We start from the raw sequence: 20,260 nt of genomic DNA, 5'->3' as shown, positions 1-20,260 counted from the left end.
GCCGCCCCTTTCCGCTACCGTGAAGGCTTGCGCCGCCGATCCACGTAGAACGCGAGGTTCTGCTCGAGCCGCGCGTCGTTCGGCCGCGCCTTCACGGCCTTCTGCGCGGCCGCCTCGCCCACGGCGAACTCGCCGAGGAAGTATGCGGACGAGGCCACGAGATCGGCCATCTTCCACGTGTACACCTCCTCGTCCACGAACAGCCGATCCTGCACGGGCAGCGGCAGCTCGTAGCCGCGGCGCGCGTAGAGGTACGTGAGCGCGTGTTCCTTGCGGGTATTGTGGTGCAGCGCGATCGCATACAGCGGCTCGGCCCGGTGCGGCGCCGCGAGGTGCGCATCGAGCCAGCGCGAGAGCACCCGCGGCCAGGGCAGATTCAGCCCCACCCCGCACCGCGCGATCCCGATTTTCGACTCGTACACCTCCTCGGCCCATCCCCCCATGGCGATTCGCCGCGCGAATGCGGCCTCGGCCTCCTGGAATCGGCCGAGCCAGAGCAGCGTCTGGGCGAGGTAAAACGCCGCGCGCGCGTTCGTCTTGTCCTCGGCGAGCGCTCGTTCGAGCAGCCCCACGTCGCGCTCCCAGCGCTTCCGGCTCCGCTCGGCCGACACCTCGCCGCGGTGGTGCTGGATCAAAACGTCGGGCACGCGGATGCTCGGCGGCGGACGATCGTCGTGCGTGAGCACCTCGTGCACCACGCCGCGGAACCGCCAGCCCGCCCGGCGCCGCACGATCCGCGGCGAATCGAACTGAATCCCGAGCGCGACCCGCACGTAATACGCCTCGTGCTCGGGCCCCTCTGCCGCCCGCTCCCGTTCGAGGAACGCGCGCAGCGCCTTGCCATTTTCGAGCTCGTCGTCCGCGTCGAGCCAGAGGACGAACTCCGTCGCCTCGCCCGCGAGATCGAGTGCACGATTTCGTGTCGTCGCGAAATCGACGAACGGCTCCTCGAAGAGCTCGCCGGGGACCCCTTCCATTTCGCGACGAACCACCTCCTGCGTGCCGTCGGTCGAGCCCGTGTCGAGGATCACCCACCGATCGACGAAGGGTTTGGCGCTCTTCAGCGTGCGCGTGATCGTCGCCGCCTCGTCCTTCACGATCATCGACAGCGTGAGCAGGCTCCCGGGCTTGTTCGGCATGGCCGACCCATGAAACGCCTGGAAGCGGGGGGATTGTCAAGCGGGGAGGGGGAACTGTGCGCCTCCAAACGTGAGGACGGGAGCCCTCGGAATCCGGGTGGAAAATGAGGGAACGACGCCTCACCCATCACGTTTTCCCGCCGAAAATCAGCCGTATGTCCTTCACAACTCCTGGCGCGCAAGTTGCTGCCCGCGCAGAGTCGCCGACTTGGCCCCACAGGAGTCCTTCATGCCTCGCCTATCCCGCACGTTCGCGTGGGTCCTCCTCTCCCTCGCTTTGATCGCGTGCTCCGACGACGAACGGGCGTCCCTCTCGCCTCCGACGTACGCGCCCGATTTCATCCAGATGTCGTACGAGGCCATGCCCGGTGTGGGCTTCATGGTCGATTACACCGATGATCCCTACGCTGAGCGCGCCGCCTTCACGGCAGAGCTCCGGGCCGATTTCGTGAAGGATGTCCTCGCGGCCGTGAACGTCGACGACGTGGCCACCGAGGACGCGCCGGGCGGCTACCAGAACGACACGAATCCCTCGATCCAGACCCGCCTCCCCGAGGCGTGGCCGGACGCGACACGCGCCGCGGCGGCCATCGGCGTGGTCATGCTGCAATGGAGCGTGCTGCTCGCCGATTTCACGCCCAAGGAGGGCGGCGCGACGAGGTTCGGCGTCGTCACCTTCCCCGACGGGAGGCTCGACGAGGCGCTCGCCGCCGATTTCTTCACGCACGCCGCGAACGTCGACGCGGGCCTCGGCGGCGGCTTCTTCGCCTTCGGCGACGCGATGTACTTCCTGAACATCGGCGACTCGCAGGGCGCCCCTTTCTCGGGCCTCGACGACGACGCGTTCGTCGCGAAGCTCGGCGAAGCGGCCGGGAGCTTCGCCGCCGTTCCGGCCGAGCTCACGCAATCGGGCCAGTGCGACGCGCGCTTCGTGGACAACGACTGGAACGCGTTGCCCGAGGGGGATTCGTACTGGGAGGCGCTCGGCATCGACGAAGCCGGCAAGGCCGAGCTCGCCGCGCTCCAGGATGAGTATCGTTCGCTCTTCCAGCAAGCCGTGACCAAGTACGGGTGGGACATGGCCCCGGACCCGATGCCGAAGACGTCCCCGTCCCGCGGATTCTGGGGCGGCTATCGCTTCGGCCGCGCCGCGTCTCGTTGACCCGACGCCGCGCCTCGCGAGCCGGAATCGCGCATGGCTCTTGTCGTCCGGGGCGGTTTCTGCTTTCCTCGCGACATGCGTAAATTCTTGTTTGTCCTGGGTATCCTCGCGCCGCTTGCTCTCTCCCTGCCCGCCAGCGCCGACCTTCCCCCCGCGACCTCGTCCGGGAGCGGCGGCGCAGGCGGCACCGGCGGCAACGGCGGCAACGGCGGCAACGGTGGCAACGGCAACGGCAACGGCGGCAACGGCGGAAGCGCCGGCGCCACGAGCTCGACGGGCGGCTCCACCGAGCAGCCGAAAGACGACGAGAGCGGCTGCGCGGTCGCAGCCCCCGGCGCCATGACGTACGGTGCCACGGGCGCCTGGATCCTCGGCCTCGGCGCGCTGCTCTACAGCCGCAGGGCCCGCCGCGGCGCGCCTCGTCGTCGCGCGTGAGGGTCCTCTTTTACCTCGCGTATCGCACGCTCGTCCGCAGCCGGGTCTCGTTCGTCCTCCTGCTCGCTGCGGTGACGGCGGGGCTCGGCTTTCAGATCCCGAACACCGCCAACATCGAAGGATACACCGCGGAGCTCCGCGAAAAGGGCCTCTCGCGCGACACGGGCCACGTCCGCGTCACGGCGAAGTCCGGCGGCACGTTCGAAGGCGCCGAGGCCCTTGCCGCGCGGATCACCCAAGAACCCTTCGTCCGCGCCGCCACGATCCGGCTCGTCCACGTGGGCTCTTTTTTCCACGGCGAACGCACGACCTCCGCGAGCATCGCGGGCATCGATCCCGTCGCGGAAGACCGCGCCGCCGGATTTTGCCAGGAGCTCGCGGAGGGCCGTTGCATGGCCGCGGGCGACGAGCGGCCCGCGGTCCTCGGTGCCAAGCTCGCCGAGCAGCTCGACGCGCACGTCGGCTCCTCGATCAAGGTCGCCTTGCCTTTTTCGGCCGGCGACGACGTTCGAATGGTCTCCGCCGTCTTCCGCGTCGTCGGCGTACTCCGCGGCTCGGGCGGCTTCCGCGCCGATTACGAGCTCTTCGTCCCCCTCGACGCCCTGCGCGACCTCTTCGGCAAACACCGCGTCTCCAGCGAGATCCGCGTCTTCTCGACGGACGACGCCCGCGCCGGCGAATGGGCGAAGCGCATCGCCGAGCTCGCGCCCGATCAGAAGGTCGAAACCTGGTGGGAGGCCCAGACGTTCGTCAAGAACGCCATCGACGGCAACCGCGCCCTCTCCGCCATTTCGACCACGATGGTCGTCGTCGCGGTCATGATCCCCGTCCTCGCGCTGCTCTACATCCACGTCCTCCACGAGCGCCGCCGCATCGCCACCATCGCCGCGCTCGGCTTCAGCCGGCGCGAAATTTTTCTCATCCACCTCTTCGAGGCCCTGCTTGTCGGCGGGATCGGCACCGTCCTCGGCAGCGGCCTCGGGTATGCCCTCTGCAGGTATTTCCAGGACAACCCCATTTTCTCCCACCAGGGGTTCGTCGTCCTCCCGAGCATCACGCTCCGCTCGTTTTTGATCCCGGCCCTCGTCCTCTTCGCCACCACGCTCCTCGCGGGCATCGTCCCGGCCATTCTCGCCTCGCGCGCCGAGCCGGCCGTCGAGCTCCGGAGGGAATGACCATGGCGAATGCGCCCGTGCTTTACGAGCTCGCCTCGGTCACGCGGACCTTTCGCACGCCGGCCCTCGACGTCCGCGCCCTCGACGACGTCTCGTTCACGCTCGCCGAGGGCGAGCTCGCCGCCATTGCCGGCCCGAGCGGCTCGGGTAAGAGCACCCTGCTCGCCGTCCTCGGCCTGCTCGACGCGGATGTTTCGGGCGAGGTCAGGATGCGCGGCAAGAGCGTCCGGCGCATGAGCCGTCGCGAGCGCGCCCGCGCGCGCCTCGAAGGCATTGGCCTCGTCTTTCAGACCTTTCACCTCCTGCCGGCGCTCGACGTGCGCCACAACGTCGCGCTCCCGCACTGGAAGCTCCACGGCCATCACGGCCGGGCCCTCGCGCGGGCCGAGGCCCTCCTCGCCGAGCTTGGCCTCGAAGCGCGCATGCGGCACGACGTCACGCGCCTCTCGGGCGGTGAAATGCAGCGCGTCGCCATCGCCCGCGCGCTCGTCAACGACCCGGCCGTCGTGCTCGCCGACGAGCCCACGGCGAACCTCGACGAGGCCAGCGCCGCGTCCGTCGTCTCGCTCCTCGGCCGCGCGAACGCCCGAGGCGCAGCCGTCGTCGTCTGCACGCACGACACGGACCTGCTCGCCTCGTTCCCGCGCGTCCTCCGCCTGCGGCATGGTAGAATGGTCCTGTGAAGGCCTCGCCACGCCGTTCGAGCGTGGCATACCGCGTGGACGCGCCTTCGAGTCGCGTGGACGCGCCTTCGAGTCGCGTGGACGCGCCTTCGAGTCGCGTGGACGTGTTCTTCCCCTCACGTAGACGCGCCTTCGGGTCGCGTGGACGCGCCTTCGAGCCGCGTGGACGCGCCTTCGAGTCGCGTGGACGCGCCTTCGAGTCGCGTGGACGCGCCTTCGAGTCGCGTGGACGTGTTCCTCCCCTCACGTGGACGCGCCTTCGAGTCGCGTGGACGCACCTTCCGGTCGCGTGGACGCGCCCTTCCGGTCGCGTCGTCGCCCTCGGCGACCGCGTCGCTGGGACGCGCGAAAGCTCGAATGGGGCTCACCTTCGCCGTGGTAGGCTGGTCCCGTGAAGGCCGGATGGATCGGGGGTCGCCGCTTCGACCTCGCGTTTTTCTTCGGCAGCGCGCTCCTCGCCGCGCTCGTCGGGGCCTTCGCGCTCGCCGTCCCGCGGGCGATCGTACCCCTCTTCGTGGCCTTCCTCGTCCTCGTCGACGGCCCGCACCTCGCGGCCACCTGGGCCCGCACCTACCTCGACCCGGGCTTCCGCGCGCGCCGCGGCCGCCTGCTCGTCCTGAGCCTCGCCTTTCTCCTGCCGGGCCTCGCCGCGTGGTCTCTCACGCGCGTCACGGGCCTGCGCGCGCCGATGGATCTTTTCCTTCTCGTCGCGGCGCTCTGGAGTTTTCACCATGCCGTCCGGCAATCGTACGGCGTCCTCGCCATCTACCAGCACCACGCGCGCACCGCGCTCCCGGCACGCAAGACCGATCGCCTCTTCTTGCACGGCGCCCTCTGGCTCGCGTTTGGCCTCTTCTCGTTCGGCCACCCGCAAAATCGTATCTTCCTCGGTTTGCCCGCGGAACCGCCGCGCTTTCTCGCCCTCCTCGGGCTCGCTCTCCTCGGCCTGCTCCTCGTCGCGACGATCGTGTATGGCATTTACCGACGAACCCGCTTCCGCGACGAGGACGAACGTCCGCTCCTGTATTTGCTCGGCCCAGCACTCGGCCTCCAGCTCTTTGCGCTGTTCGTCGTCGGCTCCTTCGAGCCTCTTGTCCCGCGCCCCGAGGACCCCGAGCAGGCGTTCATGGCGTCCACGGTCGTCGGGGGAATCGTGCACGGCGTGAATTACCTCGGCATCATCGCGGCGGTCTCCCGGCGCCGTTTCGAGGGCTCTGACGCGCGCTCGCTCGCGGCCCGATTCGGCCGCCGCCCGCTCGTGGCGTATGCCGCGTTCGTCCTCGTCTCGCTCGGATACCTCGCGCTCAACGCGGGCCGTGGCGTCCTCCCGAGCCTCGCGCCCGTCTCGCGCGGCGCCGCGCTCCCCGATCTTTTCCTCGTGATGTACTGGGGCATTTTCTTCCACCATTACTACATCGATCAAAAGATCTGGCACGTGCGCGAGGATCAAACGCTCAGGTTCGAGCTCGGCCTGGAGGCAGCGTCGTGACCGACGTCCGGCGCGCGCTCGTGCTCGGGGGCAGCGGATACGTGGGCCGCGAGGTCGTGCGCGCGCTCGCGGCCGCGGGGGCCCGCGTCGCGTTCACGTACCAGCGCGGCGCCGCCATCGCAGAATCCCTCGCCGCCGAGACGGGCGCGCGGTCTTTCCGGACGAACCTCGCCGAACCCGCGGCGATCCGCGCCCTCTTCGACACGCTCGACGCCGAGGACGCCGCGCCCGACCTGCTCGTGCATTCCGCCGTCGTCTCCGACGCGGGCGCGCTCGCGGATGTCACCGACGCGCTCTGGGACGAGATGCACGCGGTCAACGTCCGCTCCGTGTACGTCGCGATGCAATCGTTCGCGGCGCGGCTCGCAGGTCGGCCCGGCGACGTCGTCCTCACGGCGGCGCTCGACGGCATCGCGAAGATCCCCTCTGGCGTGCATTTCGCCGCGACCCAGTCCGCGCGGCTCGGTATGACGCAGGCCCTCGCCAAGGAGCTCGGCCCGAAGAATGTCCGGGTGAACCTCGTCCTCCTCGGCGCGCTCGGCGGCGGCATCTCGGAAAGCCTCGATCCGGCCCGCCTCGCCGATTACAAGCGGTACAGCGCGCTCCAGCGCGTCGGCACGCCCGTCGAGGCGGCCCGCGCGATCACCCGCCTCGCGCTCCACAATCGCTGGATGACCGGCTCCGTCTTGCCCATCACGGGGGGCCTGTGACGCCGCGCTGGGTCGGGCTCCTGCTCTTCGTCGTCCTCGTGCTCCACGCGGTCATCGAGAAAATGCCGAACGGGCTCCTGCCCGAGATGCTCTACGCCTGCCACGTGGCCACGGCCGTCCTCGCCGTCGGCGTGCTCCTCCGCAAACCCGCGCTCATCCACTTTGGTTTTTCCTTCCATATCGGCGCCGGCCTCTGGGGTTACCTCTTCGACCTCTGCGAGACCCGCACGACTTCCTGGACCTCGGTCCTCGTGCACGTCACGCCGCTCGTCGTCGGTGCGCTCGAGGTCCGCCGCTCGGGCCTGCCGCGCTGGGCGCCGTGGGCCTCGTTCGCCTTCCTCGCCGCGATGGTCGTGCTCGCTTATTACGCGACGCCGCCCACGCTCAACGTGAACCTCGCGCACCGGCCGTTTCCGCCCGTCGCGCGATACACCCCGGCCCTCTGGGCCACGTGGGTGACGAACCTCGTCTTCGGGTTTTTCCTCATCCACACGACCGATTTCGCGGTCCGGAAATGGCTGAAGCGGCAATGGCGGACGGAACAGACGAAGGCGTGATCCTCGGCGCCACGATGGGCCTCTGCGGGACGTGCAAGCGCACGGTTCCGGCCGAGACCGTGCGCGCCTCTGGCAAGATCGTCCTGCGCAAGCGCTGCGAGCTGCACGGACCCGAAGAGGTACTCGTATCGAACTCCGCCGACTGGTACGAGGACACCGTCCGGCACGCCTCCGTCCTCGAACGCCCCGCCTCGCCGCGCCCCATCTCCGCCGGCTGCCCCTACGATTGCGGCCCCTGCGAGCAGCACGAGCAACGCAATCACCTCCCGGTCGTCCCGATCACCTCGAAATGCGACCTCGATTGCCCCATTTGCTACACGCATAACAAAAACGAGGGCGCCTACCACATGTCCGAGGGGGAGCTCGCGGCGATCCTGCGGCACCTCGACCACGTCGCGCCCGGGGGGGTCGGGGGCGCAGCTCCGCTTGTCGGAGCGAAGCCCCCGAGCGTCAACCGCCGCATCATCAACATCACGGGCGGCGAGCCCACGCAACACCCCGAATTCGAGCGCCTCGTCGAGATGTGCGTTTCGGCCGGCGTCCGGCGTGTCACCATCTCCACGCACGGCCTGCGTTTCCTCCGCGATGAAGCGCTGCTCGAACGCCTCGCCCGTATCGACGCCCGCGTCATTCTCTCGTTCGACTCCTTCGAGCCCGAGGCAAACAAAAAGATGCTCGGCGGCCACCACCTGAATGCCAAGCTCAAGATCCTCGATCTCCTGGAAAAACACGCCGTGGCCACGACGCTCCTGCCCGTGCTCGCGCGTGGCGTGAACGACCACGAGGTCGCGGCCTTCATCGACCTCGCGCTCTCGAAGGATTTCATCCGCTCCGTCGAATTCCACCCCATGACGTTCACGGGCCAGAGCGGCGCGAGCTTCGAGCGCAGCGCGCGCTACACCGCGTTTGACGCGCTCTCCGACATCGAGCGCCAATCGGGCGGCCGGATCGCGGTCCGCGATTTCGTCCCGTCCCCGCTCGCGCATCCGCTCTGTTACCAGATTGCCTATCTGCTTCGCTTGAAGGACGGCCACTGGCTCCCGTTCACCCGCTTCATGAGCCGCGACGACCTGCGCAGCCTCCTCTCGCAGGAGCTCTACATCGTGCCCGGCCCCGAGATGGAGCAGATCCTCGTGGACGTCTTGAATCGCCTCTGGGCGGGCGACATCGAATGCGAGGAGACCGACGCGGTGCTCGCCGCCCTGAAGGACCTCGTCGAGCGCATGTTCGCGCCGGGCACGGACGAGGCCATTCGCATGCGGATCGCCGAGATGCACACGAAGGCCATTTACGTACACACCCACATGGACGAGGAGACGTTCGACACGGATCGCATTCGCCGCTGCTGCGTCGGCATGCCCGGCCCCGACGGCTCGAACGTCCCCTCCTGCGCCTACAACGTCCTCTACCGCGAGCGCGACGCGCGTTTTTCCCCGCGTCCCGCAACGCCGCTCGTGCAGCTCGGCCGCGGGAGGACCCGATGAGCGCGCGTCTTTCGGGAAAACGTTGCCTCGTGACGGGCGGTTCGAGAAACCTCGGCCGCGCGATTGCATTGGCCTTCGCGCGGGAAGGGGCGCGCGTGGCGTTCACGTACCGCGAGCGCGACGACGCGGCCGAGGAAACGCGCGCGCTGCTCGAAGCTGCGGGCGCGGCGCCGCTCGTGCTCAAGGGCTCGGTCTCGGACGCCGCGCACGTGACGGCCGCGGTGAAGGCGGTCGAGACGGCGTACGGCGGCATCGACGTGCTCGTGAACAACGCGGCGCTCACGCAGGTCCTCCCGATCGCGCTCCTGGAGGAGGCGGAGTGGGACGCGGCGATGGATACGAACGTGAAGGGCCCGTATCTGTTCTCGCGCGCGGCGTTGAAATCGATGATCCGGTCCAAAAAAGGCCACATCCTGAACGTTGGCTCGTTCGGCGCGGACCGCGTCCTCGACGCGCCTGTCCACTACGCGGCCTCGAAGGCGGCGCTCGTCGGGTTTTCCCTGGCGCTCGCGAAGGAGGTCGGCCGATATGGAATCGCGGTGAATTGCCTGGTCCCAGGCCTGCTCGAAACGGGTTTGTCCGCGCGATTGCCCAAGCACCGCGTCGAGAGTTACGTGGCGCAGGCGGCGCTCGGCAGGCTCGGCACGGTGGAGGAGGTCGCGGATCTCGCGGCGTGGCTCGTCTCGGACGAAAACTCGTTCATGACGGGCGGGCAGGTGGTGATCGACGGGGGGCTTTGACCCGCTCCGTTTGTCAGACCACCACGCCCCGCTTCTTCGCTTCCACCATGTTCACGAACGTCTGCACCGAGAAGAGCCCCAGGATCTGCACGGGCCTGAGCCCCGGAACGATGCGGTCCTTCGCCTCCGGCATCAGCTCGCGCAGCCGTTCGAGGCCCTTCTCGCTGACGACGCCGCCCGGCGCGAACTCCTCCTCGCTCATGTCGCCACGCGCGGCCTTTTGCATCTCGCCCCGCGTGATCTGGATGCCGAACGTCCGCTCGATCTTGAACACGATATCGAGATAATCGAGCGACTCGGCGCCGAGATCGGCCATGAGCAAGGATTCGTTCTTCACCGTGGCCGGATCGAGGGCAAGGGCCTCGGCGACGATCTGGCGGACTTGCGCGGCGATCTCGGGGTCGTTGGCTGCGGACATCGAGCGCGATCCTACGCGATCACCAGTCCCACATCAATCCGGGTGGCAGCGAATCCGAGACCACCCGCCCGATCCGATCGATTTCCGCGAGATCCGCCGCGCCGAGCGTAACATCACCCGCGCGTGCATTCTCCCTCGCCTGCGCCTCGTTCCGGGCGCCCACGATCGCGCACACGCCTTTCTGCGCGACGAGCCACGCGAGCGCGAGGTTCGCCAGGGTCACGCCGTTCCTCGCGGCGATCGGCCGGAGCTCCTCGAGTGCCGCGAGCGCCTTCTCGAACGTCTCGCCCCTGAAGAGCCGATTGTCCACGCGGTTGTCGCCCTCGGCGAACACGTGCCCGCGCCCGAACTTGCCCGTGAGCAGGCCCTGGGCGAGCGGCGAATACGCGAGCACCGAGATCCCGTTCTCCTGGCAATACGAGAACGTGTCCTCCACCGCCTTCCGGAAAAACAGCGAATGACAGGGCTGCAGGCTGTCCACCCGACCCACGCGGCTCGCGGCCTCGATCTGCGCTCGATCGAAGTTCGAAACGCCAATCGCCCGGATCTTCCCCTGCGCCTTCAGATCCACGAGCGCGCCCATCGTCTCCTCGATCGGCACGACCTCGCTGCCGAAGCTCCCGGCGGGCCAGTGAATCTGGTAAAGATCGATCCGGTCCGTCCCGAGGTTTTTCAGCGAGCGCTCGCACGCCTCGATCACCTTCTCCCGACGCAGGTTGTTCCAGGACACCTTCGTCAAGATCACGATTCGCTCGCGCTCGCCGGCAAGCGCCTTCGCAAGGATCCGCTCGCTGTGCCCGGCTCCGTATTCCTCGGCCGTGTCGAACGTCGTCACGCCCGCGTCGAGGGCCACGCGGTGCGCGGCGATCTGCGCGTCGTCGTCGATGCCGACCCACGACTCCTTGCCCGCCTGCCAGCCGCCGAAAATGACGGCGCTCACCTCAATCGATGTCGTCCCGAGCTTCTTGTACCTCATCGCTCTCTTGCTCCAGCGCGCGCGTGTTCTCGTCGATCCAGGAGAGGAACTCCGGCAGGCCCAGGGCGATGGGCGTCGCGACGATCTGCGGCAGCTCGTAGGAATGGTTCGCCCGGACGAAGGCGACGATCGCGTCCCAGAGCGCCGCGCGCGAGAAGAACGTCACGCGGTGCTCGGGAGGGGCGTGGATCGCGCCTTTCCACCGGTAATGGCTGGTCGTGATCGGCTCGACCTGGGCCGAAGCGGCGAGCCTCTGCGCGACCATGGCGGCGCCGAGCGCCTCGGCCTCCTCGGCTGAACCTGTCGTGACGTGGACGAGGATGTGCTCGGATTGCATGGTTCAGCCCCCGAAGCCAGGATCCCAGCAGATCCCCTCGACGCAAAAGTTCGTGGCGCAATTGCAATCGGCCGGCGTCGCGTTGTACACCTCGCCCTCCTCGCACGTTGCGAGGCGCAAATCCGGCTCGATTCCGAGCACGACCTGACATCCGCCGAGCAAGCCGAAGGCAATGAGGGGCGCGGTGCGGAAGAAGCTGGGCCTCATGCTCATGCCTTGAAATACGAATATTCGTCGGCCCGCGGCGCGAGCCTCCGCTCCAGCGCCGCGAGCGATTCTTTCGTTGGCGGCGCGAGCGCCCGCCCAATGGCGAGATTCTGCCGCACCTCGGCCGGGCTCCGCATGCCCACGATCACCGTATCCGCAAAATGGGCACCATACCCGATGAGCTCCTCGGGCGTGGCGGCGCCGTCCGCGAGGATCCGCCCCGCGGCCATCACCTTCATGCCAATCACGCCCATTCCGCGCTTCCGCGCCTCGGGCACCACCGTCGTCAAAAACGGGAGCCGCGCCGGATCGGCAGGATTCACCGCGCAAAGCACCGTGTCGAAATCGTACCGCTGCATTGCTTCGACCAGGATGGCCGGATCGTGATGCCCGGTGATCCCCACGAAACGGATCCGGCCGTCCTTCCGCGCCGCCTCGACGGCCTGGATCGCGCCGCCCTTGCCGAAGATCTCGTCGAGATCCTCGCGGGTGCGCAGATCGTGGAGCTGCCAGAGGTCGAGGCGGTTCGTCCCGAGCCGCTTCAGGCTCTCGTCGAGCAGGCGCAGGCTCCCGTCGCGGCTCCGCTCGTGGGTTTTCGAAGCGAGAAAGACCTGATCGCGCGCCCCCGGAGGCGCTTGCCGGAACGCCTCGCCGTAATAATCGAGCGAGCCCGCGTAGGCCGGCGCCGTGTCGCAATACCGCACGCCGAGTCGCAGGGCTTCGAGGATCATCGGTACGGCCTCGCGCTCGCGGTTCCACGTCCGCAAGATCCCCTCGCCGCCGAGCGACACCGGCTCGACGGGCGCGCCCGTGCGTCCGAGCGTCCGCGTGCCCGCGGAAACCGGCGTCGCAGCGATGGACGGTGATGCAGGGGCCGGCGGCGCCGCGCTCGTCTCGCCTGCGCCTGCCGTGGTCCCGCTGCTCGTGGTTTTGCAACTCGCGACCGCTGCCGCAGCGGCCACGACCTTGAGCACGCCCCGCCTCGAAAGCTCGTCCGCCATCGTGTGTCTCGCTCCCCGAAAAAGGATGGACCGGAACGACCGCCGCGGGAAGACCTTCTCGACGGTCGATCTCGCGCGAGGCACAATACTTTTCATGACGTTCGAGACGTCGAGGCTCCTCGCACGGCCGCTCGAGGTGAGCGATCAAGGAGCATTCCACCGTATCTGGGGCGACCCCCGCGTCATCTGGTGGGGCGCCATGCCGGATGCCGCCGCGAGCGCGCGCAAGCTCGACGAGATCCTCGAGCGCGTCCGGAACATGCCCGCGGGGCAGGGGTGGTTTGCCGTCGTCGAGAAGGCCTCCGGGGTCATCATCGGCGACGTGGTCCTGGCCCCGTACATCACAGCGTCCGACCTCGAGCTCGGCTGGCATTTCGCCTTCGATTCCTGGGGCCAGGGGTATGCGACGGAAGCCTCGCGTGGCCTCGTGCGGTACGCCTTCGAGCGCGTGAATGCGCATCGCCTCGTGGCCGACATCGTCCCGGGCAACCTGCTCTCGATGCGCCTCGCGGCGCGGCTCGGCATGCACCGGATCGGCGACCGCGTCCGCGCCACCTTGCCGCACGTGGTGCTCGCGCTCGACCGCGGCGAGGCCGAGGCCGCGCCGTGGTGGCCGGACGCGCTCGTCTCGCCTTGAGTTTTACTGGCAAAACCTGCGCACGACGTCGAAAAGGACCTCGGTCCCCCATTTCAACCCATCGACCGGGATGCGCTCGTCGTGGCCGTGGAAGAGCTCGGCGAAGCGCAGGCCCTTCGGCATCTTGACGGGGGAAAACCCGTACCATTTCGCGCCGAGCCTCGTGAAGTACTGCGCGTCCGTGAAACCCGGGATCATGTAAGGCACGACCGTGGCCCCGGGCTCGCGGTCGAGGATCGCCGCGCGCATCGCGTCGAAGAGCGGAGAATCGACGGAGTCGATCGCGGTGGCCGGCGCGCTCCGGATGACCTCCAGCGAGACCTCGGGCCCGAGCACCGCGCCGAGCTCGCGCAGGAAATCGGCCTCGGTTTGTCCGGGCAGCGTGCGCCCGTCGATCTCGGCCTCCGCGAAGCCGGGGATCACGTTCACCTTCGCGCCCGCACGCAGGATCGTCGGCGAGGCCGTGTTCGAGAGCATCGCGCCGAAGCTCCGCGCCATCGAGCGATCGGGCAGGGCGCGCAGGACGTGCGGCGCGATCGCGGGGTGGAGGAGCCGGCGCAGGAGGGAGCGGAGCGGCGCGGGTTGCTTCGAGGCGAGGCCGTCCACGAAATCGCGGATGTAGGGCGTCACGTGCACGGGCAGCGGTTTTTCGCCGAGCCGCGCAATGGCGTTCGCGAGCTTGACGACAGCCGAATCCTCGCGGGGCATCGAGCCGTGCCCGGGCTCGCCGCGGACGCGCGCGCGCACCCAGCAGATGCCCTTCTCCGCGACCTGGATCGGGTAAAACGTGGCCTTGCCGAGGTGGAGCGTGTAGCCGCCGCTCTCGCCGATCGCGTACTCGGCGCGCACGAGATCGGCATGGTTCTCCACGAGAAAACGCGAGCCGTGGTCGCAGCCCGCCTCCTCGTCCGCGACGGCGGCGAAGATCACGTCGCGGCGCAGGCGCGGTTTTTCCCGGGCGAGGCGCGCGAGGATCGCGACCGACATCGCGGCCATGTTCTTCATGTCGATCGCGCCGCGCCCCCAGAGGCAGCCGTCCGCGACGACGCCCGAGAACGGCGGATGTTTCCACGCCGAGGCCTCGGCCTCGACGACGTCGAGGTGCGCCGTGAGCAGGATCGGCGGCAGCTCGCCCGTGCCGCGCAGGCGCGCGACCACGTTCGTGCGCTCGGGCGCGCTCTCGAGCGTGATCGGATCGAGCCCCGCGGCCGCGAGCTCGCCGGCGACGACCTCCGCGGCGGCGCGCTCGCGGCCCGGCGGGTTCGTGGTGTCGATGCGGAGGAGCGTCTGGCAGAGTCGGAATGCGTGCTCGCCGATCTCACGATCTGGCATGTGCGGGGAGGGATCCTGCGTGGAGACGGACGTCATGGCGGCGACATCTTAGCAACCACGCAGCGCGCGAGGGTAGGGCTTTTCGGACGTCTTGCCGAGGGCCTGCCCGAGCGCGTATTCTCGTGGTGCAGAGGCGCGAGATCATGCACGGCAAGAAATGGCGCATCAGCACGCTCTCGGACGTCGTATGGATCGTGCCGCGCCTCGGCGCCGGCGTGGTGCCCGAGGACGCGTCGCCCGTCGCCCGGAGCCTCGCGGCGTGGCTCGTCGAGGGATGGTTCCCGGACGAACCCCGCATGCGCCCCCTCGTCGCCGACATCGCGGCCTTCCTCGCGGGCCCGCTCGGCATGCGGGAGGGCGCGTCGTTCGTCGGGCAGCGGGCGCAGATTCGGCGGGCGCTCGAGAGCGGCGAGCTTCGCGCGTTCAAGATGGAGATGCAGTTCGTCCTCGCGGCGGGGGGCCGCAAGGAGGAGCCCACGGGCGAGAAGGTCCTAGCACGGGAGGAAAAAACCTGGTTCGGCATCGAGCTCGTGGACGACGACGATCCGCCGAAGCCCGTGCCGTTCAAGCGCTACCGTATCGAGCTTTCGGATGGGGCGACGCGCGAGGGCATGCTCGACGCGAATGGAAGGGCGCGGATCACGGGGATCGATCCGGGCACGTGCAAGGTCTCGTTCCCCGATTTCCACGGCGAGGATTGGCGCCGGCTCTAGCCGGCAGACGGAGACATGGCGTGGGCAAGGAGCTCGTGCAGGTCGTGGAGTTCGTCCGAGGGCGCGCCCGCGGCAACGCCGTGGTGGAGCTGGCGCGCTTGAATTTGCTGGTCGGGCGGGCCTTGTCACGCAACGCAGAGTCGATCCCGGACGACCCGGAGCTCGTGGCGCGGGCATGGGTTTGCGCGCGCGAGATCCTGGAACACGAAAGGAAGGCAAAACGATGAGCTTTCACCTCGCTCCGAAGGCGGACCTCGAGCGCGGCATCACCACGCTCGGCGGGCGCCGGCTCGTGTTCCACTGCCACCATTACAACGTCTTCCTCCAGCGCACGATCGAGGACGCCCTGCAGGAGCGGGCCCCGGCGCTGCTCGTGGCCGCGGGGATGGAGGCGTCGCGATCGATGCTGCAAGGGCTCGAAAACGACGCGAACAGCGGCTCGGCCGCGGACGCGCTCAGGCGCGCGGCGGACATTTTCGCGGCGCAGGGGTTTGGCCGGATGGACGTGAGCGACCTCGGCGTGGGCGGCGGCCTTGCGACGCTCGAGCATTCGCATTATGCGGTCGGCTGGGTCTCGCGCTGGGGCAAACGGCCCACGCCGGGGTGCTTCTTCGTCGCGGGTTTCCTCGCCGGCGCGGTCGCGGTCGCGTGCCGGCTCGCGCCCGAGCGCGTCACGAGCCGCGAGACCGAATGCGTCGCCGCCGGGGGCGAGCGGTGCTCCTTCCGCGTGGAGGTGTGGTGATGGCCATCGACGAACGCGTCATCGTCGAAACCGTCACCGGCATGGGCCTCGCCGGCAACGAGGAGGGCCTCATTCCGGCTTTTGGTCTGTACCTGACGAACCATTACGCGGATTTTTACAACCGCATCTCGTTCGGCGTCCTCGGCGCGCTCGTCCGGGAAAACCCCGAGCTCACGGAGGACGCGATCGCGCTCCTCACGGAAGCCGCGCACGTTTGCGCGTTCCACACGTTCGGCGGCATCATGGTGTCCGTCGAGTGGGACGCGCTCGTGCAGCCCATGATCGAGAGCCGCGAGGACTGGGTGCACGGCATGATCGCGGTGGTGAACGCCCTCGGCTGGGGCCGTTTCCGGGTCGCCGAGCTCCTGCCCGGCGAGCGGCTCGTCGTCGAGGTGCGGGATAGCTACGAGTCGCGCGGGTACCTCGAATCGTATCCGCGGGCCGACGGGCCACGTTGCTACCTCGCGAACGGCGGGCTGGCCGGGCTCATGAACCTCCTCTACCAGGGCGACATCACACGCAGGCCCTCGCTCACCGAGGAGCTTTATCGCGAGGTGTTCAGCCATCCGCGATCCTTCCGCTCCCGCGAGCATCTTTGCGCCGCGAAGGGCGATTCGCACTGCGAGTTCGTCGTGGAGCGAATGCAGGGATGAACGTGGAGGTCGCAGAGGACCGGCGGAGCTTTGCTTCGTACGGGGAGATCCTTGACGTCATCGATGTCGGCCGCGTGCGGATCACGCGGCGCTACGGCTGCATCCGGCGTGATCAGTTCGAGCTCGTGACGAAAGAGCCATTTCCTTCGGCTTTTCGTGATTGGCTCGCGTCTCGCGGGGAGCTCCGCGAGCGGCCCGCGCTCTACGTGATCGAGGTCCCGGGGGCTTATCAGCTCACAGTCGCGCCGCGCGCGGGTCGCGCCATTTTGATGCCTCGCCTTGCAACGGACCTCACGTGGCAAGCGCGGGCCGCGCGCGAGATCGCCGAGACCCTCGACCGTATGTTGAACCAGGGCTCCTGCCTGGCCATCCCGCCACAAGCGGGGTAGAAGTCCGATGTGGACGTCGTGGAAATGCAGGCGCGGATCGCGGCGCTCGAGGCGCGGCTCGCCGAGGAGATGCGGGCCCGGCAAGCGCTCGCCGAGGAGGTCGACCTGCTACGGGCCGTGATCGACGAGATGCCCGTCGGGGTGATCGTCGAGGACACGTCGGGCCGGCATCGAATGTACAACGCCCACATGCGGGCCATCGCGGGCGAGCCCGGGTCGCGGGGTGTATTCGTTTCGGATGGCGTTTCGCCGGCGCCCCCGGAGCGTGATCCGACGCGGCGGGCGCTCGGCGGCGAGGGGGTCGACAACCTCGAGAGCCTGCTCGCCCCGACGGATGAAGAGGGCCGCTGCACGTGGATCTCGCAGTCCTCGCGCCCGCTCCTCGACGCAAACGGCGTTGTGCGCGCCGCGGTGACCGTGACGCGCGACGTGACCGAGCACAAGGACATCCTGCGCGAGCTCGACGAGGCCATCGTGGCGAGCGACGACGAGAAACGCGCGCTCATCGATCGGCTGGAGGAGGGGATCGACGCGCTCTCGACGCCCATCATCGAGGTATGGGACGACGTGCTCGCGCTCCCCGTCATCGGCGCGGTGGACGATCGGCGCGGCGCGGAGATCACGTCGCGGCTGCTCGACGCGGTCGTATCGAGGGGATCACGCTTCGTGATCATCGACTGGACCGGCGTCGATACGATGGACACGAACAGCGCGCGCCATTTGCTGGATCTCGTCCGCGCCGTGGAGCTCGTGGGCGCCGAGTGCATCCTCACGGGCATTCGCCCGGCCGTCGCCGTTTCTTTGCTTCACCTCGACGTGCGGTTCGAACACCTCCGTCTCCTGCGGAACGTGAGATACGGCCTGCGGCATTGTTTCGCCCGTCTCGGTCGGCGCGCGGCAATGCCGGGGCGCGGCGCGGGGTAAAACGATCGCGGCGGAGATCAGCGGGGCCGTGTCGTCGGTCGCGCCGTCACGTCCGCGATCGGCACGCGCATGACGAAGACGGCTCCCTTGCCGTTCCCCTCGCTGTGCGCCGTGATCGTGCCGCCGTGCAGCTCGACCAGGTGCTTGACGATCGCGAGGCCCAGGCCGAGCCCGCCGTGCGTGCGGGTCATTCCGCTGTCGGCCTGCCGGAATTTGTCGAAGACATGCGGCAGGAAGGCCGGCGAGATGCCTTGCCCGTTGTCGGTGACCGAGAGCTCGAGCGACCCATCCACGCGGCGGAGGTGCACGCGCACGAAGCCTCCTTTCGGCGTGAACTTGATCGCGTTGCCGAGCAGGTTCGTCACGATCTGGAGCAGCCGGCCCGGGTCGCCGTGGACGCGGTCCTGCGTTTCGACGAGGCCCTCGACGCTGATCGATTTCGCCTCCGCCGCCGGGCGGACGGCGTCGATCGCCGATTCGACGATGCCCGCGAGCTCGAGCGACTGGATGCTGTTGAGCTGCAGTTTGCCCGCGACGATACGCGAGACGTCGAGCAGGTCCTCGATGAGCGCGACCTGCGCGCGGATGTTTCGCTCCACCGTGACGAGCGCGCGCTCGCGTTTCTCGGCGGGGAGGATGTTGTCGCGGAGCATCGTCGTCCAGCCGAGCGAGGCATTGAGGGGGCTGCGCAGCTCGTGGCTGAGGAGGGCGAGAAACTCGTCTTTCGCGCGATTGGCGGTCTCCGCCTCGGCGCGGGCCCGGGCCTCGGCGTCATAGAGGCGCGCGCGTTCCATGGCTTGCGCGCAGAGGCGCGCGAGCGTCGTGAGCTGCGCCCGGTCCGCCTCGCTGAAGGCCCGGCGCTCGTCGAAGGAGAGAACCAGGACCCCGAGCCCGCGTTCTTCGAAGAGGAGGGGCACGGCCGCCAGAGCCTCGTGGCCGAGTGACCGCAACGACGAGATTTGGGGATATCGGTCGGCCGCCGCGGCCGCCGACTCGAAGAAGAGCGGGCGCTGCTCCCGGACCGCGTCCGTCATGGGGAGCGGGTGCGTGAGCGGCACGTAGGGCCACGGCGAGAGCTCCGTCTCCTCGAACCCGACCGATTGCAAGATCGCGAGCTCCGCCCCGTCCTCCGTCAACACGCCGAGGACCGCGCGCTTCGCGCCGAGGCTCGCGCGACCCTGGGCGACCGCGATTTCCGCGACCTGCTGGCTCGTGTGCGCCTCCGACAGGGCCGCGGCCACGCTCATGAGCCGGTGCAGGTTCTGGCGCTTCGTGGCGGCGCGCGCCTCGGCCGCGCGCAGGGCCGTCACGTCGACGACGGTCATGGCCACGCGCGCGACGCGGCCCTCCACGCGCACGGGAAAGTAGCTCGTGAGCGAGTACCGATGCCTCGATCCCCCGGGGACGGGCCGGGCGACCTCCAGGTTGAGCAGCGGCTCGCCCGTGTCGAAGACCCGCTCGAGGCGCTCGATCGTGGTGGCGGTCTCGGGCCCCTCGGGCAGCGTCTCGGCCAGCGTGCGTCCGACCTGGGCATCGGCGGGCACGCCGTGCATCTCGGCGAGCGCGGCGTTGATGCGCTCGCAGCGGAGGTGCACGTCGAAGATGGCGATCCCGATGGGCGCGCCCGCGATGACGGCGTCGAGGACCGCGGCGCTGTTCGCTGCCTCGGCCTGGGCGCGTTTTTCGCGGGCGACGAGCTCGGCCCGCTCCCGTTCGAAGAGCATGGCTTCGCGGACGCGGAGGTTCTCGGCGCGGCGCCAGAGCTCCGCGAACGCGGCGACCTTCGCGCGCAGGATGTCGGGATTGAAGGGTTTGGGCAGGTAGTCCACGGCGCCGTGGGCATACCCCTTGGCTTGGTAGGTGTCGTCGCGGTGAAACGCGGAGATGAAAATGATCGGGATCTCCCGCGTGCGCTCGAGCCTCCGCACGAGAGCGGCCGTCTCGAACCCGTCCATGTCCGGCATGTTCACGTCGAGCACGATGACCGCGAACTCGTTGCTGAGCAGTTGCCGGAGCGCGTCTCTGCCCGAGCTTGCGCGCATCAAATGCAGGCCGAGGGGCTCGAGCACCACCTCCAGGGCGAGCAGGTTCGCGGGGTGGTCATCGACCAGGAGCACGCAGGGGACAGCGGATGGGGAGGACGGCGGGCAGATTTCCTGGCTCATGAGGTCAGGGTCGGCACACGGGGTGGTACGTCGTCGCGGCGCAGAGTGTAAAACGTTTGGGAATTCGAATGGTAACCGATTCGAAAAAATGTTGGATGATGGCTCGAATGTCGCGAGGACTAGTATGCCAATCTAGTGTTCTGGAGGTTTCGTCCGTGACAAAGGGTGGCTATGCGACGTGGATCCTCCAAT

24 protein-coding genes are annotated in these 20,260 nt (G+C 68.7%); 16 read left to right on the top strand and 8 right to left on the bottom strand.

Features of this window, described 5'->3' with window-relative positions:
- Positions 1-14: 14 nt before the first annotated feature.
- Positions 15-1,139: a glycosyltransferase gene (locus tag KEG57_RS19715; RefSeq protein WP_272422604.1), complete on the bottom strand. Its 1,125-nt coding sequence runs from the start codon at positions 1,137-1,139 to the stop codon at positions 15-17.
- 229 nt (positions 1,140-1,368) lie between these two features.
- Here KEG57_RS19715 and KEG57_RS19710 point away from each other — a divergent pair, with 229 nt between their 5' ends.
- The 9 genes from KEG57_RS19710 to KEG57_RS19670 all read left to right on the top strand — a co-directional run bounded on the left by KEG57_RS19710 (position 1,369) and on the right by KEG57_RS19670 (position 9,574).
- Complete coding sequence (locus KEG57_RS19710) at positions 1,369-2,301, top strand: hypothetical protein (RefSeq protein WP_272422603.1); 933 nt, start codon at positions 1,369-1,371, stop codon at positions 2,299-2,301.
- Positions 2,302-2,376: 75 nt separating this feature from the next.
- Positions 2,377-2,736 (top strand): hypothetical protein, encoded by a 360-nt coding sequence (locus tag KEG57_RS19705; protein WP_272422602.1) that lies wholly within the window; start codon positions 2,377-2,379, stop codon positions 2,734-2,736.
- On the top strand, positions 2,733-3,911 hold the full coding sequence (locus KEG57_RS55635) for an ABC transporter permease (protein ID WP_272422601.1): 1,179 nt from the start codon (positions 2,733-2,735) through the stop codon (positions 3,909-3,911). The genes KEG57_RS19705 and KEG57_RS55635 overlap by 4 nt, the downstream gene beginning before the upstream one ends.
- Before the next feature lie 2 nt (positions 3,912-3,913).
- A complete protein-coding gene (locus KEG57_RS19695; protein ID WP_272422600.1) occupies positions 3,914-4,594 on the top strand; it encodes an ABC transporter ATP-binding protein in 681 nt (226 codons plus the stop codon).
- A gap of 391 nt (positions 4,595-4,985) precedes the next feature.
- Complete coding sequence (locus KEG57_RS19690) at positions 4,986-6,083, top strand: hypothetical protein (protein WP_272422599.1); 1,098 nt, start codon at positions 4,986-4,988, stop codon at positions 6,081-6,083.
- Entirely contained in the window at positions 6,080-6,793 is a 714-nt protein-coding gene (locus KEG57_RS19685; protein WP_272422598.1) for an SDR family NAD(P)-dependent oxidoreductase, read from the top strand. The genes KEG57_RS19690 and KEG57_RS19685 overlap by 4 nt, the downstream gene beginning before the upstream one ends.
- Positions 6,790-7,350: a hypothetical protein gene (locus KEG57_RS19680; protein ID WP_272422597.1), complete on the top strand. Its 561-nt coding sequence runs from the start codon at positions 6,790-6,792 to the stop codon at positions 7,348-7,350. The genes KEG57_RS19685 and KEG57_RS19680 overlap by 4 nt, the downstream gene beginning before the upstream one ends.
- A complete protein-coding gene (locus tag KEG57_RS19675) occupies positions 7,323-8,834 on the top strand; it encodes a radical SAM protein (RefSeq protein WP_272422596.1) in 1,512 nt (503 codons plus the stop codon). Before KEG57_RS19680 ends, KEG57_RS19675 begins: the two co-directional genes overlap by 28 nt.
- Positions 8,831-9,574, top strand: a complete 744-nt coding sequence (locus KEG57_RS19670; protein ID WP_272422595.1) for an SDR family NAD(P)-dependent oxidoreductase — start codon at positions 8,831-8,833, stop codon at positions 9,572-9,574. Before KEG57_RS19675 ends, KEG57_RS19670 begins: the two co-directional genes overlap by 4 nt.
- Before the next feature lie 13 nt (positions 9,575-9,587).
- Here KEG57_RS19670 and KEG57_RS19665 read toward each other — a convergent pair whose 3' ends face one another.
- From KEG57_RS19665 to KEG57_RS19645, 5 genes are read right to left on the bottom strand one after another with little or no spacing between them, the layout of a single operon-like run.
- Positions 9,588-9,992 carry a phosphopantetheine-binding protein gene (locus tag KEG57_RS19665; RefSeq protein ID WP_272422594.1) on the bottom strand — a complete coding sequence of 135 codons (405 nt, stop codon included), beginning with the start codon at positions 9,990-9,992 and terminating at the stop codon, positions 9,588-9,590.
- Between the two features lie 19 nt (positions 9,993-10,011).
- Entirely contained in the window at positions 10,012-10,968 is a 957-nt protein-coding gene (locus tag KEG57_RS19660) for an aldo/keto reductase (protein ID WP_272422593.1), read from the bottom strand.
- Positions 10,934-11,305: a divalent-cation tolerance protein CutA gene (gene cutA / locus KEG57_RS19655; protein WP_272422592.1), complete on the bottom strand. Its 372-nt coding sequence runs from the start codon at positions 11,303-11,305 to the stop codon at positions 10,934-10,936. Before cutA ends, KEG57_RS19660 begins: the two co-directional genes overlap by 35 nt.
- 3 nt (positions 11,306-11,308) lie before the next feature.
- Positions 11,309-11,512, bottom strand: coding sequence for a hypothetical protein (locus KEG57_RS19650; RefSeq protein WP_272458690.1), 204 nt, complete (start codon positions 11,510-11,512; stop codon positions 11,309-11,311).
- 2 nt (positions 11,513-11,514) lie between these two features.
- Positions 11,515-12,513 carry an aldo/keto reductase gene (locus KEG57_RS19645; protein ID WP_272422590.1) on the bottom strand — a complete coding sequence of 333 codons (999 nt, stop codon included), beginning with the start codon at positions 12,511-12,513 and terminating at the stop codon, positions 11,515-11,517.
- A gap of 94 nt (positions 12,514-12,607) precedes the next feature.
- Between KEG57_RS19645 and KEG57_RS19640 the strand changes: the two genes are divergently transcribed.
- Positions 12,608-13,150 (top strand): GNAT family N-acetyltransferase, encoded by a 543-nt coding sequence (locus KEG57_RS19640; protein WP_272422589.1) that lies wholly within the window; start codon positions 12,608-12,610, stop codon positions 13,148-13,150.
- Positions 13,151-13,153: 3 nt separating this feature from the next.
- Here KEG57_RS19640 and KEG57_RS19635 read toward each other — a convergent pair whose 3' ends face one another.
- Positions 13,154-14,518 (bottom strand): M20/M25/M40 family metallo-hydrolase, encoded by a 1,365-nt coding sequence (locus tag KEG57_RS19635; RefSeq protein WP_272422588.1) that lies wholly within the window; start codon positions 14,516-14,518, stop codon positions 13,154-13,156.
- 86 nt (positions 14,519-14,604) lie between these two features.
- On the opposite strand from KEG57_RS19635, the gene KEG57_RS19630 reads away from it, so the two are divergent.
- The 6 genes from KEG57_RS19630 to KEG57_RS19605 are packed head-to-tail and all read left to right on the top strand — an operon-like array spanning position 14,605 to position 17,903.
- Positions 14,605-15,195, top strand: coding sequence for a hypothetical protein (locus KEG57_RS19630; RefSeq protein ID WP_272422587.1), 591 nt, complete (start codon positions 14,605-14,607; stop codon positions 15,193-15,195).
- A gap of 20 nt (positions 15,196-15,215) precedes the next feature.
- A complete protein-coding gene (locus tag KEG57_RS19625; protein ID WP_272422586.1) occupies positions 15,216-15,422 on the top strand; it encodes a hypothetical protein in 207 nt (68 codons plus the stop codon).
- Positions 15,419-15,937 (top strand): 4-vinyl reductase, encoded by a 519-nt coding sequence (locus tag KEG57_RS19620; protein WP_272422585.1) that lies wholly within the window; start codon positions 15,419-15,421, stop codon positions 15,935-15,937. The genes KEG57_RS19625 and KEG57_RS19620 overlap by 4 nt, the downstream gene beginning before the upstream one ends.
- Positions 15,937-16,590 (top strand): V4R domain-containing protein, encoded by a 654-nt coding sequence (locus tag KEG57_RS19615; protein ID WP_272422584.1) that lies wholly within the window; start codon positions 15,937-15,939, stop codon positions 16,588-16,590. The genes KEG57_RS19620 and KEG57_RS19615 overlap by 1 nt, the downstream gene beginning before the upstream one ends.
- Complete coding sequence (locus tag KEG57_RS19610; RefSeq protein WP_272422583.1) at positions 16,587-16,979, top strand: hypothetical protein; 393 nt, start codon at positions 16,587-16,589, stop codon at positions 16,977-16,979. The genes KEG57_RS19615 and KEG57_RS19610 overlap by 4 nt, the downstream gene beginning before the upstream one ends.
- Positions 16,980-16,988: 9 nt before the next feature.
- On the top strand, positions 16,989-17,903 hold the full coding sequence (locus tag KEG57_RS19605; RefSeq protein ID WP_272422582.1) for an STAS domain-containing protein: 915 nt from the start codon (positions 16,989-16,991) through the stop codon (positions 17,901-17,903).
- Between the two features lie 17 nt (positions 17,904-17,920).
- Here KEG57_RS19605 and KEG57_RS19600 read toward each other — a convergent pair whose 3' ends face one another.
- On the bottom strand, positions 17,921-20,068 hold the full coding sequence (locus tag KEG57_RS19600; protein WP_272422581.1) for a hybrid sensor histidine kinase/response regulator: 2,148 nt from the start codon (positions 20,066-20,068) through the stop codon (positions 17,921-17,923).
- Between the last annotated feature and the right edge of the window lie 192 nt (positions 20,069-20,260).

The sequence above is a fragment of the Polyangium jinanense genome (assembly GCF_028435365.1).
The sequence above is the reverse complement of the archived record's forward strand: the minus strand, read 5'-3'. Positions and strand labels throughout refer to the sequence as shown.